The sequence below is a fragment of the Flavobacterium flavipallidum genome (assembly GCF_038289905.1).
GTDB lineage: Bacteria > Bacteroidota > Bacteroidia > Flavobacteriales > Flavobacteriaceae > Flavobacterium > Flavobacterium flavipallidum.
The window spans coordinates 1-20,457 of sequence record NZ_JBBYHU010000033.1 but is presented as its reverse complement, the minus strand read 5'-3'; the positions used below and the strand labels follow the sequence as shown (position 1 = coordinate 20,457).

At 34.5% G+C, this 20,457-nt stretch carries 11 protein-coding genes, 3 tRNA genes and 2 pseudogenes; 11 read left to right on the top strand and 5 right to left on the bottom strand.

Annotated features, from left to right (window positions below):
- Positions 1-137 precede the first annotated feature (137 nt).
- The gene (locus AAEO59_RS13725; protein ID WP_341701321.1) at positions 138-899 is read right to left on the bottom strand and encodes a C40 family peptidase; all 762 of its coding nucleotides are present in this window, start codon (positions 897-899) and stop codon (positions 138-140) included.
- A gap of 12 nt (positions 900-911) precedes the next feature.
- Complete coding sequence (locus tag AAEO59_RS13720) at positions 912-2,090, bottom strand: acetyl-CoA C-acyltransferase (RefSeq protein ID WP_341701320.1); 1,179 nt, start codon at positions 2,088-2,090, stop codon at positions 912-914.
- Between the two features lie 247 nt (positions 2,091-2,337).
- On the opposite strand from AAEO59_RS13720, the gene AAEO59_RS13715 reads away from it, so the two are divergent.
- The 10 genes and pseudogenes from AAEO59_RS13715 to AAEO59_RS16425 form a co-directional block, all read left to right on the top strand.
- Positions 2,338-2,421 (top strand) — tRNA-Ser (locus AAEO59_RS13715).
- Positions 2,422-2,432: 11 nt separating this feature from the next.
- Positions 2,433-2,507: transfer RNA gene (locus tag AAEO59_RS13710), tRNA-Pro, on the top strand.
- A 31-nt stretch (positions 2,508-2,538) separates the two neighbouring features.
- Positions 2,539-2,612, top strand: a tRNA-Arg gene (locus AAEO59_RS13705).
- Positions 2,613-2,938: 326 nt separating this feature from the next.
- Entirely contained in the window at positions 2,939-6,643 is a 3,705-nt protein-coding gene (locus AAEO59_RS13700; protein ID WP_341701319.1) for a two-component regulator propeller domain-containing protein, read from the top strand.
- Positions 6,644-6,818: 175 nt separating this feature from the next.
- Positions 6,819-9,788, top strand: coding sequence for a SusC/RagA family TonB-linked outer membrane protein (locus AAEO59_RS13695; protein ID WP_341701318.1), 2,970 nt, complete (start codon positions 6,819-6,821; stop codon positions 9,786-9,788).
- 16 nt (positions 9,789-9,804) lie between these two features.
- On the top strand, positions 9,805-11,547 hold the full coding sequence (locus AAEO59_RS13690; protein WP_341701317.1) for a RagB/SusD family nutrient uptake outer membrane protein: 1,743 nt from the start codon (positions 9,805-9,807) through the stop codon (positions 11,545-11,547).
- Between the two features lie 92 nt (positions 11,548-11,639).
- Entirely contained in the window at positions 11,640-12,596 is a 957-nt protein-coding gene (locus tag AAEO59_RS13685) for a purple acid phosphatase family protein (RefSeq protein WP_341701316.1), read from the top strand.
- Between the two features lie 78 nt (positions 12,597-12,674).
- Positions 12,675-14,468, top strand: coding sequence for an alkaline phosphatase (locus tag AAEO59_RS13680; RefSeq protein ID WP_341701315.1), 1,794 nt, complete (start codon positions 12,675-12,677; stop codon positions 14,466-14,468).
- Between the two features lies 1 nt (position 14,469).
- Positions 14,470-15,978, top strand: a complete 1,509-nt coding sequence (locus AAEO59_RS13675; RefSeq protein WP_341701314.1) for a calcineurin-like phosphoesterase family protein — start codon at positions 14,470-14,472, stop codon at positions 15,976-15,978.
- A gap of 321 nt (positions 15,979-16,299) precedes the next feature.
- Positions 16,300-16,530 (top strand): annotated as a pseudogene (locus tag AAEO59_RS16425) (IS1182 family transposase); the annotation flags it as partial.
- A 229-nt stretch (positions 16,531-16,759) separates the two neighbouring features.
- Here the strand turns inward: AAEO59_RS16425 and AAEO59_RS13670 are convergent.
- The 3 genes from AAEO59_RS13670 to AAEO59_RS13660 form a co-directional block, all read right to left on the bottom strand.
- Positions 16,760-17,713 carry a Fic family protein gene (locus AAEO59_RS13670; protein WP_341701313.1) on the bottom strand — a complete coding sequence of 318 codons (954 nt, stop codon included), beginning with the start codon at positions 17,711-17,713 and terminating at the stop codon, positions 16,760-16,762.
- A gap of 307 nt (positions 17,714-18,020) precedes the next feature.
- Complete coding sequence (locus tag AAEO59_RS13665; RefSeq protein ID WP_341701312.1) at positions 18,021-18,926, bottom strand: helix-turn-helix domain-containing protein; 906 nt, start codon at positions 18,924-18,926, stop codon at positions 18,021-18,023.
- Between the two features lie 61 nt (positions 18,927-18,987).
- Positions 18,988-19,995 carry an aldo/keto reductase gene (locus AAEO59_RS13660; protein ID WP_341701311.1) on the bottom strand — a complete coding sequence of 336 codons (1,008 nt, stop codon included), beginning with the start codon at positions 19,993-19,995 and terminating at the stop codon, positions 18,988-18,990.
- A gap of 270 nt (positions 19,996-20,265) precedes the next feature.
- Here AAEO59_RS13660 and AAEO59_RS13655 point away from each other — a divergent pair.
- A pseudogene (locus AAEO59_RS13655) lies at positions 20,266-20,457 on the top strand (IS1182 family transposase); the annotation flags it as partial.

Sequence of the window (20,457 nt, the reverse complement as noted above, 5' to 3'; positions counted from 1 at the left end):
TATTCCGTTTCACTTCATAAAATACTCGAAGTGACGGTACTATTTACATGTCAGTTCGAGTGAATTTTAAGAAAATGCGAATAGCTTTTTATTAAAATTTGTATCGAGAACAATTCTAGGTTTATAATCAGGTTGTATTAAACAATCTTCTTAATCACTCTTAATTTATGCGTATGTCGGTTAGTTTCATTATTGAAAATCCCTAAATGATCAATTCGGTCAATGCGTACTTTACCACTGGCGTGGATGATATAATTATTTTCCATCATGATTCCCACATGGATAATGTTTCCTTCTTCATTATCAAAAAAGGCCAAATCTCCCGGTTCACTTTCTTCGATAAAACTCAAAGCTTCTCCCTGAGTAGCCTGTTGCGAAGCATCACGTAAAAGTTTATATCCGTTTAATTTGTATACCATTTGTGTAAAACCGGAACAGTCAATCCCAAAAGGCGTTTTGCCGCCCCATAAATAAGGAGCGTTCAAGTACATGTAAGCAGTATTGATAAGGTTTCTTTTGTCTTTCGTGCCATTAACTTTAGTGCCTTCAAACTCGTAATTTTGAGTGTTGATTTCGTTGTTATTTAAAAACGAAAGTGAAGCACCAAGCGGTATAGGAATTAATTGATTATCAGCTGAAGTAATGTATTCAATTAAATCTGAATTCAGAATAATAGTGTCCTTGGATAATTGTTCGTAATTCGCCTCCGAAATCACTTGGTATTGTTTGCAATCTACCCAACCCTCATAATCATCATACTGTAATTTAATACGTGACCATTGATTGCGTTTTTCCAATATTTTAAAATGTTCTCCAAATAAGACCTGAGAAACAATTTCGCTTTTGTCACTAGGCTCAAATCGAAGCGGGATAATGGCTAAATTACAGATTCCGAACATTATTCTATTTTTTTAGATTCTTTCAATAACAATTGCTGAGGCTCCACCACCGCCATTACAAATTGCAGCGGCTCCAATTTTGGCATTATTTTGTTCCAAAACATGTAGTAAACTTACCAGAATTCTGGCTCCTGAACAACCTAGCGGATGTCCTAGTGAAACGGCACCTCCGTTTACGTTTACTTTGTTACTGTCTAAACCTAAAATTTTAATATTGGCCAGACCCACAACAGAAAAAGCTTCGTTGAATTCGAAAAAATCGACATCATTTATTGAAATACCTGCCTTATCCAGTGCTTTTGGTAAAGCTTTGGCAGGAGAGGTGGTAAACCATTTAGGTTCCTGAGCTGCATCGGCATAACTTTTAATATATGCCAGAGGTTTTAGTTGCAATTTGGCAGCTTTTTCTTCACTCATTAAGATTAAAGCTGCAGCTCCATCATTGATTGTAGAAGCATTTGCCGCAGTTACGGTTCCGTCTTTAGTGAAAACAGGGTTTAAAGAAGGGATTTTATCTAATTTTACATTAGTATATTCTTCGTCACGTGAAATGATTATGGGTTCGCCACGACGTTGAGGAACAGCAACGGGAACTATTTCTGCGTCAAATTTACCGGATTCCCATGCCTGAGCTGATCTACGGTAGGATTCAATAGCAAAATTATCCTGTTCTTCACGACTGATATTGTATTCTTTTGCACATAAGTCGGCATAAACACCCATCGCCTGATTGTCGTAAGCATCTACTAAACCATCTTTTTGCATACCGTCTACCAGTGTAGTTGGTCCAAATTTAGTTCCGCTTCGCAAATGGGTATAATGAGGAATCAAACTCATGTTTTCCATTCCACCTGCGATAACAACTTCGGCATCACCTAATTGAATAGCTTGTGCGCCCATCATAACCGCCTTCATTCCGGAAGCGCAAACTTTGTTTATAGTTGTACAAGGAACAGTATTTTTCAAACCCGCAAAAAGAGCTGCTTGTCTTGCCGGAGCCTGACCTACACCAGCCTGGATTACGTTGCCCATTAGTACTTCGTCAACCAAATTAGGATCTAAATTGATTTTGTTCAAAGCGCCTTTGATGGCTGTGGCTCCCAATTGTGGAGCTGTAATTCCGGATAATCCTCCCATAAAACTCCCAATTGCTGTTCTTACAGCAGCAACGATAACTACTCTTTTGTTCATTATTTATAAATAGGTTTGAATGTATAGTTGTAGCAAATTTACTCTTTTTTGGATACATTTTATATTTTACACTATTGATTCTCTTTTTAGAAAAAAAGTTCAAAAAAACTTATAATCTATCTGTTTGATTGTTAGTGTTTTTGGGAATAAACAAAAAAAATATAAAAAAAAAGCATCAAAATAGTTGTGAGAAATGAGATGTTGTGTTACATTTGCAACCGCAAAACGAGACACGTTCTTTGAGCTAGGAGAGGTGCCAGAGCGGTAATGGAGCAGATTGCTAATCTGTCGACGGGTAACCGTCGCCAGGGTTCGAGTCCCTGTCTCTCCGCTTAATGTCCTCGGGGTGTAGCGTAGCCCGGTTATCGCGCCTGCTTTGGGAGCAGGAGGCCGCAGGTTCGAATCCTGCCACCCCGACAAAAACTTTAACATTAGTTTTAAAAGAAATGGTCGCATAGCTCAGCTGGATAGAGCAACGCACTTCTAATGCGTAGGTCGAAGGTTCGAATCCTTCTGCGATCACGAAAAGCCTTGAAATCATTGATTTCGAGGCTTTTTTGTTTTAAGTATTCTTATATCCGTTGTTTTGGTATTTCCGGATCAGGTTCAAAAGTTTTCCCCTATATGTTTGTAGGTAAATCTCGGTCGAATTAGGATTTTTTTCTTTATTTTAAATAGTAAGTTAAAGTAAATTTCTTTTCCGAATAGATATAATTGAAAACATTTCTTATGTTTTTAATGTAAATATTTTGTCTTTGCAAATTATATGATTCTTATTAATAGAACCGTAATATACGATTGATGCAGGCTTAATAATGGCAACTTAATTTTGGTGTCAAATTTTGTTTATGTATCGATTTTTTTACGTTCTCGTTTTTCTTATTTCTTGCATGGTTTATGGTCAAAATATTAAGTTTAAGACCTTAACTACAGCTGACGGATTATCTAATAATTCTGTTTCGGATATCGTTAGTGATGCTACAGGTGGTTTATGGATTGCTACTTGGGATGGATTAAACTTCTATGATGGTTATCGGTTTATCGTTTATAAGGAAGAGTTAAACAACAATAACTCTTTGAAAGGTAATATGATTTTTAAACTTGTTAAAGATAATCAAAATCATATTTGGGTTCTAACTGATAGGGCAGTGAGTGTCTATTTAGGTAACCATCGTTTTAAAAATTACTTTTTTAAGAAAACACCATCCGCTTTATCTTTATCCGAACATGGGCAAGTGCTTATCCATATTCAAAATAAATCCTTTGCGTTTAGTGAAGGAAAATTTAAACTGATTCAAAAAAAAACTGTCTCGGTTGATCCTCATGAAAATCTTAAAAGTTTATTGCTTTCAAAATATCCCAAGGTTATTATCAATGATGTGTTAAAAGATAGTGAGGGGTCGATTTGGTTTGCCACCAGAAGAAATGGATTGTATCGGATTTCTAATGCGACATCTAGTTTCAACAACAATTATATCGAACATTACACTTATGATTTATATGCTCCATATAGTTTTAATAGTAATGAAATAGAAAAGCTGTTTGAGGATGATTTTGGAAATGTATGGCTTGGGCATAAAGACGGTGGTTTAAGCATGGCTTATAAGGGTTCAGATCAGATAAAAAGTATTCTTCCACATCCGGTACAAAATCCAAATTTACCTAATGAAACTATTCGGGCTATTACTCTGGATCCCAATAATACGATGTGGTTAGGTTATTATACTAAGGGTATTTATTGTTCTCATGGCACAAAATTCACAAAATTTTTCATTACCGAAAGCAGTTCTAATCCGGATTGGAATCGAGTGCGAAGTTTGTTTACTGCTTCGGATGGCTCTGTATGGGTAGGAACTTATGCGGGTTTAATTCGCATCAAAAACGGTTCTTATGTTTTATATGAATCAAAAAAAAACACCAATTTCCCTGCGGATAGAAATTATTCCATCTATGAAGATACTAATGCCCAATTGTGGATTGGCTGTTGGGGAGGAGTTGCTAAGTTTAATTTGAAGAAGAATACTTTTGAACCGTTTATAGGTCAACCGAAGTTGAATAAATTGCATGTTCGAAAAGTTGAGGTTTACAAAAATCAACTTTTTGCTGGTACTGAACATCATGGTGTGGTACAATTGGATTTAAAAAACGGAAAAGTAAAAACAATTACCACGGCTAACGGTATTTTAGGCAACAGTATTTATTCATTGTATAAAGACCCTACAACCCATTATTTGTGGATTGCATCCTTAGGCGGAATCAGTATTTATGATGTAGCGAAAAACAAGTTAGTAAAAAATATTACCGAGGCAGATGGATTACCCAGCCATATGGTGTATGCATTATTGCTTAATGGAAATACTTTTTGGCTGAGTACCACTAAGGGAATTGCTTCAGTGGATAAAACAACTTACAGGATAAAAAGCTATAATCCTGTTGAAGGCTGGCAGGGAGCTGAATTTTCTGAAGGGAGTTATTTTCAGGATAAAAAAGGAATAATGTTTTTTGGAGGGGTGAACGGATTGAATTATTTTAATCCAAACACACTTCAGGCTAATAAAATAATTCCTAAAATAAAATTAATTGTTGATGGTAATGAGAATTATACTTCTGAAATAGAAAAAACTTTTTCCAATAACCAACTGGAAATCGAGCTGATTCCTATTATGTTTCCTGTAAATAAAAAACTTAAAGTATTTTATAAATTGGAAGGGCGAGAGGATGATTGGGTATTGTTTGACAATACGAATAAGATAAAATATTCCAATTTGAGTTCAGGAAACTATAAGTTTTTAGTTAAAGTAGGAGAAAAGGGAGTCGTTAAACCGGTCTGTTTTTCTTTGCATATAAGTAAAGCTTTTTATGAAACCATTTTGTTTTACATTCTGATTATTATTAGCATTTTGGTTGGTTCTGTACTGTTCTTTTATTATAAAGACAAACAGGTAATTGCTCGTCAAAAATATTTAGAGGATCAAATTCAGGAACGAACAAAAGTGATTGAAAATCAAAAAAGAGATTTACAAAACATCAACGAAAAATTAGATAAAAAGAATAAAAAAATCCTGGCTCAAAAAGAAAAACTTTTGATGCTGCACAGTAATCTTAAAAGAGAAAATTTTGAAATAGAAAAGTTTAAATCTTTTATGTTATCCGAATTTCAGGAGCCTATTTCTAAAATAATCAAGAATGTGGCCACTTTAAAAAAGAATACTCCTGAACATCGGGAGTTAATTAATCAATCCAATCAATTAGTCAATCTTATCTCTGGTTGGAATTATCTGGATCATATTAAAGAACTCGGTGAGGTTAAGAAATCAGTGATTGATTTATTTTCGGTTTTAAAAAATAGTGTTCTGAAAATAGAGAAAGAATTGCAGCACAATCGGGTGAGTTTTAATTGTGAAATGACTAATTCAGTTTTTTTTGTAGAAATAGATGAGCTTCGTTTAAAATTATTACTCCAATATTTCTTTAATGATATCAGTAAATATTCGGATGCCGAAAGTAGTCTGGATATTAAAATGGAATATGAAAATCAGTTTTTGGAAATAACTGTTAATTCTACAAGCGAAATTTTAAAAAACAACTGGAATACTATTTTGCATTACAGTCCCTATTTTAAAGCAGTTCAGGTTTTGTTACAAGACTTAAAAGGTGATTTTGTGAATAAAACAGGGGAAGAATTTCAATTGCTTATACAAATTCCTATAGAGCAGGTTGAGCAGCAAATTCAATTGAAAGAAACTATTTCCTGGAAACATTTTGATGAAGATGAAAAGATGTCTGATAAAGAAACTCCAATTTTGGTATTTAGCGATCCTTCTAATTTTTCGGTTGCTCACCAAGTACTGGAACATCCGGATTGTCATTTGATTTTTGAAAGTGAGGCGGCTAATTTGAATGCTGTGTTAAAACAAATTAATGTAGCGGTGATAGTTTTGTATCAAGCAAATTTTACTAAGGAATTGATCCATTTTTTAAATTCAAATAAAGACTCGGATCATTTTAATACGCCAATTCTTTTTATATCAGAAGATATCAATTATGAATTAAACGAGCAGTTATTGGAATACGGTGTTGATACTTTGATACAGTTGCCTGCCAGTACTTCATTTATTCAAAAGAAGATAAAAACATTGGTAAACAGAAAACAAAAAAGCACTGGAGAAAATACTATTCAAAAGAAAATTTTCCAAATATTAACTACCCAAGAAACGATTGAAACTCCAAATGATAAGTTGTTAAAAAGAGCATTGGAAATTATAAAAGAGGAACTTTCTGAACCCGATTTTAATGTCGAAATTTTAGCGGATAAATTAGAGATTTCAAGAGTAAAATGTTATCGCCTTTTTAAAGAAACATTAAAACAATCCCCTTCAGATATATTGATGTCTTTGCGATTACAAAAAGCCGAATTATTATTGAAAACAAGAAATCTGAATATTTCTGAAGTCAGTTTTGAATGTGGTTATAATGATCCCAAATATTTTGGGCGTTCTTTCAAGAAGTATTTTGGCAAAAGTCCTAAAGCATTTAAGTCGCAATCGGCATAAAAAAGTTGTTACCCCTGTATTTGCTCAGTGTTAGCTTAATGTTAGTGTGCAAAATCACTCTTTTTTGAAGCTTTTTTGAAGCTAATTTGAATGATTTGTCCACTTTCCAGAAACAAAAATCAACCTTTAAGCCTGAGTCTTAAAATACTTTTGGCGAAACTAAAATACTAATTAAATGAAAAAAATTTATGTAATGTTACTACTTGCTTTAGGCTTCATGTCTTTTTCCTATGCGCAGGTTACAGTAACAGGTAATGTGGTTTCTAACCCTGAAAAAGCTCCCATTCCAGGAGTTTCGGTTTATTTAAAAGGACAACCTTCCAAGGGAACTTCCACTGATTTTGATGGGAATTTCAAAATCCAATTCAAAGAAAAAAGCGGTGTTATTGTTTTCTCTTACATAGGATATAAAACCAAGGAAGTTCCTTTTTCAGGAAATCAAACTTTAACGGTTTCTTTGAGTGAAGAAACCAGTTCGTTGAATGAAGTTGTAATTATAGGTTACGGTTCTCAAAAAAGATCAGATGTAACAGGTTCTATTGCTTCTGTAAAAAGCGAAAATTTCAATAAAGGGGTTGTTGCTAATGTGGGACAATTGATTCAGGGTAAAGTTTCCGGAGTTAATGTAACAGCGGCCAGTGGTGAACCAGGTGCTAATCAGGATATAATTATCCGTGGAATGGGAAGTTTACGTTCAGGAACAACACCACTTTATGTTGTGGACGGATTTGCCTTGGATAATAGTAATAATGGTGTGGCTTCAAACCCTTTAAATTTTATCAATCCACAGGATATTGAAAGTATTGATATCCTTAAAGATGCTTCTGCTGCTGCTATTTATGGTTCCAGAGCTGCAAACAGTGTAGTTGTAATCACAACTAAAAAAGGTAAAAAAGGTCAGTCTAAAATAAACCTTAATGTAACTAATGCATTTTCAAGTTTAACTAACAAAGTAGCTGTTTTTAGTGCTGATGAATTTAGAAGACAGGTAAATGCAGTAAATGGAACTTTACAGGATGGCGGAGCAAACACAGACTGGCAGGATGAATTAACCAGAACAGCTATTTCTCAAAACATTAATTTGTCGATGAGTGGCGGAAATGAAAAGTCAACTTATGCTGCATCTTTAGGTGTGGATAATCAGGAAGGGATTTTGAGAAATAGTGATTTAAAACGTTATTCAGGACGTTTGAATTTAAATCAAAAAGCACTTGACGATAAATTTAATGTTTCTTTCAATTTAACAGGAACTAAATTTGAAAATTCAAGACCAGATGCCAGAAGCATAGTAGGTAATATGTTGACAATGAATCCTACAGATGCGGTTTATGTTGACGGAGAACCAAATTTGAATTTAAGCAATGATATTTTAAACCCAATCATCAGTGAGAAAAATTACTCTGATATAACGAATAACAATCGTATTTTGGCTAACATTGCTCCAAGTTATGAGTTTATAAAAGGATTGACTTATAAATTTAACTTGGGTGTAGATTATTCTATGTCTCAAAGAGATATTCAGGTTTTACCTTATCGATCAGCTACTAACACCACTTTAGGTTCTTTGAATAACATTGTTACAACGAATAATAATGTTTTATATGAGAATACATTAACGTACAATTTCAAAAAAAATGCTCATAATTTTATATTTTTAGCAGGTCACTCTTATCAAAAAATACAAGTAAGTCAAAAAAGTTATAACCTATCAGGATTTCCTACTAATGGTATAGAACCTAAAAACCAGATAGGGGCAGCAAGTGAGCGTACAACACAGTTTTCATCTGCTGTAGAAAATGAGCTTCAGTCTTTCTTCGGAAGGATTAATTATGGATTTGACAATAAATATTTGTTTACAGCAACTATGCGTGCTGATGGTTCTTCAAAATTTGGTCAAAATAACAGATATGGTTACTTTCCTTCTGTAGCATTAGGATGGAATATTACTAAAGAAGATTTTTTAAAAGATTCAGAATTGGTAAACAATTTGAAGTTTAGAGCAAGTTGGGGTCAAACAGGATCACAGGAGATTCCTTCTAAAATTACCAAAGCAAGTTATAGAGAAAGTAATGGTGGATATGACACTTATCCATTAGATCCTTCAGCTACAGATTTAAGCGGATACCCATACGGAACAATCTATTCACGATTAGCAAGTCCGGATATTCAATGGGAAGTTTCAACACAAACCAACTTAGGTCTGGATTTCAGTTTATTCAATAACAGATTATCTGGAACGGTTGATTATTTTAATAAAGTTTCTAGTAAGTTATTGTTACAAATAGCTCCAACAGATCCTATTCAGCCGGTACCAATGTACTACACTAATATTCCTAACATGGAAATAAGAAACAATGGTGTTGAGTTAGCTTTGGATTACAGTAGTGATAAAAGTCTTGATTTTTCATATAGTATTGGAGGAAACATATCTTTTACAAAAAATAAAGTGGCTAAATCAGCGTATAAAATTTTAACAACTGGTGGAGCACAAGGTGGAGGACAATCAGGAGCAACGATTAATGGAATTATCAATAACCAACCTATAGGTTCTTTTTATATGTTAGATTTTATAGGAATTGGTCCTGATGGAAGAAACCAATTTGCAGATACAAACGGAGATGGTCAGATTCTGGATGATGATCGAATCATTGCTGGTAAAGCTTTACCGGATTACATCTATGCTTTTTACCTGAATTTAAAATATAAGAATTTTGATTTTGTAGCTAATTTTAATGGTACGGCTGGTAATAAAATTTATAACCACGTAGCAATGACTTCATTCAACAGAGGAAATTTGGCAAACTCTTTCAATACTACTAACAGAGCATCAGAATTTTTAAACGAAGATACATCGAATTCGAATACTGTTTCTACAAGATATTTAGAGGACGGAAGCTTCTTGAGATTAAACAATGCGACTTTAGGATATAATTTAAGTCCAAAATTGATCGGACTTGGTAATGTAATGGATAATATCCGTCTTTCTTTAACCGGACAAAACCTGTTTGTAATTACAAAATACAGTGGTTATGACCCTGAGTTAAATACAGGTACTTCAATTGGAGAAATTCAGTCTTTTGGAATTGACTACTTCAGTTATCCTCGAAGCAGAACAATTTTGTTGGGTCTAAATGTGGCATTTTAATTAAATAAAAAACAAAATGAAAAATAAAATAATAGTAGCAACTTTAGCAATGAGTTTATTATTTAACTGGAGTTGTACTGACTTAGAAGAAAAAATATTAGACGAATCCTTAACCGGAATTGGTCAGGCAGAAGCAGTTAATGGAGCCATTGCTCCCGCATACGGGCAATTAAAAGCAACTTGGATGCACACCAACAATTTTGGTTTGCAATTAATTGCAAGTGATGAAGGAATTTTGCCTTATCGTGGTGGAACTGACTGGTATGATGGAGGTAAATATTTGGCGGTACACGCTCATACAACTACACCAACCAATGATTTAGTAGGAAGTACATGGACAGAGATTACAATAAATCTTTCCAGAACCTTAACGGCTATAGAAGTATTAACTCCGCTTGCTGAGAGCGGTAATACAGAAGCGCAAGGGGCACTTTATGAAATGAAAGCATTAAGGGCTTATTTGCATATGATGACCTTAGACAATTGGGGAATTGTGTTTAAAAAAGAATCATCAACTGTTGATTCAGAAATAATTCGCGGAGCAGAGGCGGTTTCTTATATCGAAAGTGAATTGCTTTCGGTTGCTGATGTCATAAATAAGGATAAAGGACCAGGCCGAATGACGCAGGCTGCAGTTTGGGGATTACTTTCCAGATTGTATCTAAATGCGGGTGTGTATCGTGATCCTTACGGAGCACCTCAATTTGCAACAGCGGATATGGATAAAGTTATTTTATATACAAGTAACATTATAAACTCAGGTAAGTTTAGCCTGTCTCCTGAATATTTTGACCTTTTTGATGACAACAATAATTCGAACAAAGAATTAATTTTTGGATTGGATCAGCGAGGAGTTTTAAGAGATGAACATAACCGTTGGGCTTATTGGTCAATTCCGGGTTCCATGTTCCCAAGACCGGAATCTATTAATGCTGATGGAACAGACGGTCCTGCAATTACATCAGATTTTTACCAAACATGGGTTAGTGCTTATGGTACTGTAGATCCAGCAGATGCCGATCCTAGATTTTATAAAAATAATGCTAAGGTTCCGGATCACTTAAAAGACCTTACAGGACTTTCTCCTTTAAATGACGAAAACCATTATTACTGTGTAAAGGCAGAAGAATTCGAAATTGACAGAGGAATTATGAGAGGTGTGCCATGGGCAGCCAGAAAAGATGCTAATGGTGCATTTTATAAATGTGATGGTGGTTATAGAATTTACCCGGTAAAACAAATTAAAGGAAACGGTCCGGATAAAAATGTGGCTTATGTAAACCTTACAGAGAAAGTTGATTTTACTAAAGAAGGAAGCATGCACTATTCCGGATACCGAGTGTCAAAATACCAATTCAGTCATACTTCTCCAGACGGAAATTATTACAGCAGTGTAGATATGGTACTGCTTAGATATGCAGAAATTTTTATGATGCGTGCTGAAGCTAAATTAAGAAAAGGGGACACAGCAGGTGCATTAGCTGATATGAACACAGTAAGAACTTCCAGAACTGCCCGTACGCCAATTCCTGCTGCATTAAGCTCAATTAATTTGGATATTTTGTATAGAGAATATGGTTTTGAGTTTTATTGGGAAGGTTTAAGAAGAAATACTCAAATTCGTTTTGGTCACTATGAAGACAAATGGACGGAAAAAGCAGATACTGATGTAAAGAAAAGATTATTTCCTATTCCGCAAAAAGCGATAGACGGAGCATCAAATACTCCGGGATATCTAGTGCAAAACGACGGATATTAATTCGAGTAAAATATACATTTAATTTGAAGGCATTTAGTTTTAATGAAAAACTAAATAGCCTTCAAATTTTAATTTTAAAAAATAAATATGTGATGAATAAGAACACATTTATAGTGTCCATTTGCACGCTCTTTTTGAGTTTTGTGAATGCCCAGACAAAAGATACTACTGTTAAAAAATATGCCAATTCGCTTAATTTTATTGTAATGGGCGATTGGGGTAGATTTGGTGAAGATCATCAAATTCCCGTGGCAAAACAAATGGGGAAGACGGCTACCGACATAAACCGTGATTTTATAATTTCAACCGGTGATAACTTTTATCCGGTAGGAGTAGCCAGCGAACATGATCCGCAATGGAAATCTTCTTTTGAAGATATTTACACTGATTTTTCACTCCACTGGAACTGGTATCCTGTATTGGGAAATCATGATTATGCAGGAAATCCCGATGCACAGGTAGCTTACTCTAAAATAAGCCGACGCTGGAATATGCCTGCCCGATATTACAGTGAAACATTTAATATCAATGGAAATCCTAATGAGCAGGTATTGATTGCTTTTATTGATACAAATCCTTTGATTCCTGAATTTTATAAAAGTAAACAGTATGCTAAAAATGTAATTTCACAAGATTCTACCGCACAAAAAAAATGGCTTGTTAAAACTCTGAAAGAAGCACCTAAAACTGTAAAATGGAAATTAGTGGTGGGACATCATCCTTTGTTTACGGCAACTTTAAAAAGAAGAGAGAGTTATGATACCAAAGCAGTACGAAAATCATTAAAATCTCTTTTGGATAAATGCGAAGTTGATGCTTATATAGCAGGGCATGACCATGATTTACAGCATTTATTGCCAGAGGGTAAAACGCATTATTTCGTTTCCGGATCGGCTTCAGAATCTACACCAATTGATCGCTTACCTATTAGCAAATTGGCTTCAAATGAATATGGATTTATGGTATTTTCAGTTTCAGCCAACACTTTGTATGTACAGGCCGTTAACGAAAAAGGAGAAGTCATTTACTCCACCGAAATAAAAAAGTAAAAACAAATTAATTACAAATTATATGTTGTGTTAAGTTAAGTTGGCTGCAACTTAGCAAAGAACAAACTACTATTTTCAATGAAAAAAATAATAAGCATTTTTTGCCTCCAATTTTTCCTGTTTGCACATGCACAGGAATTAATTTCTTCTAAAGTACATTCCCATAACGATTATAATCAGGGTGTTCCTTTTTGGGATGCTTACGCAAATGGAGCGACATCGATCGAAGCGGATGTTTTTTTACAAGACAATAATTTGTTCGTGGCACATAATCAATCAGATATTGAACCAAAGCGAACACTCGAAGATTTATACCTGAAACCATTGACAAAAGCCTTGGAATTAGGTTTCAAAAAAGACAAAGAACTTTTTTTACTGATAGACTTAAAGACGGATGCGGTACCCACTCTTAATCGTCTCATAAAGATTTTAGACAGTTATCCAACTTTAATTGCTGATAAGCATATCAAAATCATTATTTCAGGCAACAGACCTAATCCGAACACCTATTCAAAATATCCCCATTATATCTATTTTGATCATCAGGAATTGGATACACCATTGACAGCCGAAAATTTAGATAAAGTGGCCATGGTAAGTGTCGATTTTAAAAAATATTCTGTTTGGAATGGAAAAGGGAGGTTTACGCATGAAGATTATAACCGAGTAAAAAATGTAATTGCTCAGGGAAAATCATTTCATAAACCTTTTCGTTTTTGGGCATCACCTGATGGTAATAGTTCGTGGAAAGCCTTGTTAGATTTAGGAGTAGATATCATCAATACAGACCATCCTTATGATTGTGTAAAGTATTTTGGTTCCTTATCACAAAGATATATTACCGCTTCTAATTTCTCAAAAGTTTACACACCAACTTTCAAAACAGATCAAAAACAAATGCCAGTAAAAAATATCATTTTACTTATTGGTGATGGAAATGGACTGTCTCAGATTTCTTCGGCAGTTTTAGCTAATAATGGGGCTTTGTCATTGACCCAATTAAGGAGTATTGGTTTATTGAAAACACAATCGGCGGATGATTTTACAACTGATTCGGCAGCTGCAGGAACTGCTTTGGCTACCGGAATAAAAACTAACAACCGAGCGATAGGAGTAGACAGTTTGGGGAAACCTGTTCAAAATATTTTAGAATTATTACAAAAGAAAAACTTTTCTACAGGATGCATTACAACCGATGAAATCATAGGTGCAACGCCGGCAGCATTTTTTGCTCATACAATTGAAAGAGGTGATGTAGCTGGTATTTCGGGAGATTTATTAAAAAGCAAACTGAATTTATTTGTAGGAGGGGGCGCTTCTTATTTTAAAAATAAAAATATTGATTCCCAATTTTCTATGCTGTCTTCCATCTCTGAAATTGCTCAGACATCAAGTCCGGCAGTTGGTGTTTTAGTTTCCGAAAAAGGAGTGCCTTCTGTTTTAGACGGTCGAGGTGATTTTTTAGCAGATGCTACCCGAAATAGTTTGGCCTTTTTGAAAAAGAAAAACAAGCCATTTTTTCTAATGGTTGAAGGTGCTCAGATAGACAGTTTTGGTCATGCGAACAATGTGGCTGGAATTGTGGCCGAGACTTTAGATTTTGATAAAGCCATTACCGAAGCCTTAGTTTTTGCAGATAATAACGAAGGAACATTGGTTATCATAACAGCCGATCATGAAACTTCCGGATTTGCTATTCCTCAGGGAAATGTAAAAAAACATGAAATTGAAGGTGATTTTATCACTCATGATCATACAGCAACCATGATTCCGATTTTTGCTTATGGACCCCAATCGAATAAATTTACAGGAGTTTATGAAAACAATGTGTTGTTTCATAAGATGTTGGAAGTTTTAAACAAGGAAAAATAAAATGCAAAAAAGAGTTTTAATCTTAGTCGTTTCATTTTGTACGTTAATTGGTTTTGGACAGGTTTCTCAATCACTTTCCGGAACAGTTTTCGTGGATGTTAATCAGAATAATTATAAAGATACTGATGAGGTTGGGTTGTTTAATGTTTTGATTTCTAACGGAAAAGATGTTGTTAAAACAGATGCAAAAGGTCATTACAAAATAGCTAAGATAGAAGGAAATACGGTTTTTGTTATCAAACCGGAATCGTATATGTTCCGGCTGAATAAACAAAAAACGGTACAGTTTTTTGTTCCTTTTGATACGATTCAGACGGTCAAAACATATGATTTTGCTTTGTATCCACATCAGGAAAACAAACCTACTAAGAGCGTTTTGTTAGGCGATACGCAGGTGGATGTTATTGATGATGTGCATCATGTGGGGAAATTAGTTACTGAAGAATTAATGGATAAAGAAATTGATTTTATAGTTCCTCTGGGCGATCTTTCCTTTGACAATGTATCTATTTTTGATCCATTATCCCAAACCTTGGGACTTATTGGGGTACCAATATTTTATACAATAGGAAATCATGATTTAAATTTTACTGAAAAAGCTTTTATGGACAGAGACAAAAGTTTTGAAGCGATTTTTGGACCATCCTATTATGCTTTTGAATATGGCAAACAGTTACATATCGTCCTCAATAATATTTATCCTTTGGAAACCAAAGGCTATGAAGGAAGATTAGATGCAATGCAACTCACATTTTTAAGAAATTTAATTGCCTTAGAAAAAGAAAAGTTTGAATCTGTTACGGTATACATGCATATTCCATTGGAAGAAATGAAGGACAAAGAGGAATTGATCACTTTAGTAAAACCATTCGAAAATGTTTTTGTAGCTGCAGGGCATACGCATACGCAATACCATAACTATTTTGAAAGGAATAATCAAAAGCCAATACACCAACTCGTGGCGGGTGCAGTTTGTGGTTCCTGGTGGCAGGGACCGCATGATATCGATCAAATTCCTTTTGCGCTAATGTATGATGGTACACCCAAAGGCTATTGGGAACTTATTTTTGATCATCAGCAATATGATTTCAAATACAAGGTTTCAGGAGCAGCTCATGATAAACAGATGAATATTACTGTTCCTAATACCAAAGAATGGGATAAGAGTTTGAATATTTTTAATGATAATTTTATCTATGCCAATGTTTTTGCTGCCGACGAAACTACGCAGGTGGATATTCGTTTTGATAATGGAAAATGGATGGCCATGCGTAAATATGAAGATGTTGCTCCAGAAATACAAAAATTGTATCATTTGCAATCATTGGGCAAATTTAGTAATGAATCAATGGCTAAGTTTCCTAAACCTACAACCATTAGCCATCATTTATGGCGAATAGAAAAACCAGTTGATTTGCTGCCGGGTGCACATAGCGTAAGGATAAAAGCAAGTGCTAACAAAATTAATCTGGATGTTCATGGTAATGCCGTTTTGTGGATAGATAAATAAAGCTGTTTGCAGGTAATACTTTTTGCCCCAGTTTAAAGTTTTAAACCCAATTTCAATAACGCAAATCCACTACTTGCAATATTTTTTGTGAGTAGTGGATTTTTTTGATTTGTTTTGAAAATATTGAGAATTGATAAGTTCGTTTTAGAGATTCTTTTGAAGAATTTTTAGGTTTGTTTCAGCGTTATCAACTTCATTTGTCTTTTTCTTCTATGTGAAACAGGAAGTCGTAATGTTTTGTAAATCGTAAACTCACCAAATTTCACATTTCGAATTTCATTTAAAAAATAAACCTCGTTTATAAATCCCGAAACTTAGAGATACAACCATACCAATTTAATAGGACTGGAAAAAGTAAACGGAGAGCACAGCCCGATTATGTTAGTGTATAATATTAAACGCAGTATTACTATCCTGGGAGTAGCTGATTTGATAGCCAAAATCAAGAGATGGAATGTCAATTACCCAACAAATGGTTTTATTTTTATAAGAACGACTTATTTAAAGCTAAAATTAGACTTTGTTTTCTATCAAACTGAATTTGCAGCCTGAAAAAATAGCCTTCTTAAAAGGCTTTATTTGGATTGTAGATTATGAAAATGGGGAGGTTTTAAAGAAAAAACGAGGTTTTTTCACAGCCTGACGTTTTGCAGCTTGGCGACAGTAGTGAAGCGAGCGGACGGATTATCTTCTGTTAAAGATAGAATTTTTTCGTGAACAAAAAACGTCAAAGTAACGAAGCAATCCAACTATTGCTTTAAACCGCTGTTAGCAACAGTAATTATTTCACTATATATCTCGTTTTATTGAGATTACCAACACTTTCAAACATTTTCATTTCCATTCCTTTTTTCAAATCTCTGCTTGCTGTTGCAGATGATACATCTTTAAATATGTTCATATAGTCTTTTCTGTTAAACTCTTTTATTCCGAGTTTCAAAAAATATTCTAAACGGTCAATATCTTTCAGAACTCTATTGTTGTAATTGAGTAAAGTTTCCAACGATTTTTCAATAACTCCAAGCATGTATTCAATGAAGATTGTTGACTTACCAGATTTGTCACTTAATGCTAATGATTTATAATATTCATCTTGAGTTTTGCTAATTAATGTTTCGAATGGTAAAAACTCAAAAACTGGATATTCAGTTATTAGAATCAGCGTTTGCCATAATCTTCCCATTCTTCCGTTACCATCAAGGAAAGGATGAATGAATTCCATTTCGTAATGAAACACACAACTTTTTATTAACGTTAATTCATCAGAATCTTTCAGATATTCGAACAAATCTTTCATTAAATGCGGAACATTCTCATAAGGCGGAGCAATGTGTTCTACATTTGTTCCTTTAACTATTCCAACGCCTTGTTTTCTATATTTTCCAGCACTTTCAATTAATCCATTCATTAACTGAAGATGTGCATTTAAAAAACTCTTATCAGATGAAAATTTGTATTCTTTCAGTTTTTCATAAACCTTAATGGCATTCAAAACTTCCAACACATCTTTTTCAGGGCCAATTACTCTTTTGTTTTCAATTAAAGCAGTGATTTGTTCTTCTGTCAATGTATTACCTTCGATTTGTAGCGAAGAATGAATGGTTTTGATTCTATTCTTTTTTCTGAGCTGCGGAGATTGTTTGCTTAGGTAATTAGCGTTTACTTCTCCAATTTTCTCTGAAATTGAACTTATCAGTTTTAGAATTTTCGGAGTAATCTCGTAAGGTGGTTTCATTGATGCTATCATTTGATATTATCAAAGATAGGTTTTTTCAGTAAACGCCCAAAATTATTATTACTAACGCTTATGTGTATCCGAGCGATGGGATAGCTCAGATTTGCAGTAATCTTTTTCGTGAAGATAGCGCGGATTTAAGATGCAAATCCGCGCTATCCAAGCGAGACATTGATTGCAAATCCGCGCGGTCGGGATATAAATATTTGAGAGGCGCACTCTGTCAGTTACTGGCAGAGCCGTCTACTCGATTGGGTGCTGGGCATTTTGTCAAGCGTTTTCGTCTGCTCATCTACAACTTTTAGTTTCAGTTAAACGACTGCCTAAATTCCAATGGTGTCAGGTTGGTTTTGTTTTTAAACAGCTTGCTGAACGATTGCGGATATTCAAAACCCAACTGATAAGCGATTTCCGAAACAGATAATTTTGTAATTGACAAAAGTTCTTTTGCTTTTTCTATGAGTTGGTTTTGAATATGTTGCTGTGTGGTTTGTCCCGTTAAGTTTTTCAGCATATCGTTTAGGTAATGGGGCGACACAAATAATCTTTCGGAAAAATATTGAACGGTTGGCAACCCTGAAATCTCATTTTGAAAGTATGTTAACAACAATTTTTCAAACTTCAAAAACAAATCGTCTGACGCTTTTTTTCGTGTAATAAACTGACGATTGTAAAAACGGTTGCAATAGCTCAGCAACAAATCAATGTGTGAAACAACAAGGTCTTGTGTGTAATTATCTATCATTGCTTCAATTTCTTGTTGCAAGTTTTGCACTAGTCCCGAAATAACTGTTTCTTCTTTGTCTGAAAGGTGCAATGCTTCGTTAGTTGCATAAGAGAAAAATCCGTATTCTTTTATTCGCTTTCCTAATTCATAATTCTGAATAAAATCAGGGTGAAAAACAAGCATCCAACCTTCAACTTTTGATGAACTTCCTCGTTCCACCGAAAACATTTGTTTAGGTGTAAGAAAGGTCATTATTCCGTTGTCAAAATCGTAATATTGTTGTCCGTATTTTATTTTTCCGTCAAAATTTTTCTTCAAAGAAACAGTGTAGAAATTATAGACAATCGTTTTTATTTCGTCAGAATTTTCAAAAGCAATGTCGTCAAGATTTACAACACTTACCAAAGGGTGCGTTGGCTTTCTGATTTTCAATAAAGTATGAAGCCCTGAAACAGAGTTCAAAAAATATGGTGCGTTATTTTTCATTGAGTTAATTTAAGAAAAAAACAACGGATAAGCAATTAAATTTATCCGTTGCTTTTATTAATCACAAATTTACACCTTTCATTCCTGCTTCATCATATCTTGCACCTGTTTGTGTTCCTAATGGGATAATGCTTTCCAATCGGTTTAGGTCTTCTTCTGTCAGTGAAATGTTGGTTGATGCAATGTTTTCTTCTACATACTTTACTCGTTTTGTGCCGGGAATTGGTAAATGTCCTTTGGCAATAATCCAAGCCAATGCAAGTTGTACAGTCGTAATGTTTTTTTCTAAAGCGACTTTTTTAATTTCTTTTACCAAGTCTAAATTTTTGTAAAATTGTTCGCCTGTATATTTCGGAAAATATTTTCTAAAATCATCATCGGCAAAATCTTCTGGCCTTTGAATTTCTCCACTCAAAAATCCTCTGCCAATTGGCGAATACGCAACTAAACTAATTTCCAATTCTTTTAGTGTGTCTAAAATTGCCAATTCTTCAATTTCTCTTTCAAACAATGAGTATTCGGATTGCACCGCAGTAATTGGGTGAATTGCGTGTGCTTTTTTGATGGTTTCAGAGCTAACTTCCGAAAGGCCTATGTATTTTACTTTGCCTTCTTTTACCAATTCGCTCATTGCTTCTACGGTTTCTTCAATAGGTGTGTTGGTGTCCAAACGGTGTAAATAATATAGGTCAATGTAGTCTGTCCCTAAATTCTTTAAAGAACGCTCTACGGCTTTTTTTACATAATTTTTAGTACCGTTAATTTTTCCTGTCATTTGCTCTTCGGCATTAACTTCAAAACCAAATTTGGTGGCGATAATGTATTTATCTCTGTTTCCGTTAATTGCTTTTGAAATCAATCTTTCGTTAAGCAAAGGACCATACATATCTGCTGTGTCTAAAAGATTTCCTCCCAATTCAAGCGAACGATGAATTGTAGCAATGCTTTCCTTTTCATCTGCTTTTCCGTAGATATTATTTCCAGAAATGGTTGTCATACCCATACAGCCAAGTCCGATTGCAGGAACAACAAGGCCCTGACTTCCTAAATTTACTTTTTTGATGCTCATAAAATTTACTTTGAATGTGAGTTGCAAAGGTCAGAATGTTGTCACAGTAAAAAGTATCTAAATCGGGCGAAGTTGTATCCAAATAGTAGGTCATTGATTTTTGTCGGGTGGTGGGTAGGTTTGGTTTTCCGTTTTGTAAGCCCGTTGATATTTGCACAAATGTCGGTTTAGCCTTGCACCCAACGTCAGTCTGTGAAAAAACTTCCGTTTTTGTTTCAAACAAATATATAAAATAGTTTTATAAAAAGCAGATTTTTCGTATTTTTAAGGATGGAACACATATCAGGAATCTCCCGCCAACAGTTACAAATCAGCAGTCTGGAAGACAGAATTTCACCAGACAATCCCGTTCGTTTCATAGAAGCCTTTGTTGAGCATATCTCTCTGGAATCGCTTGGTTTTAAGGCCAAAACCATCAAGACCGAAGGACGCCCGAGCTTTGACGCCAAAGTGTTTCTCAAA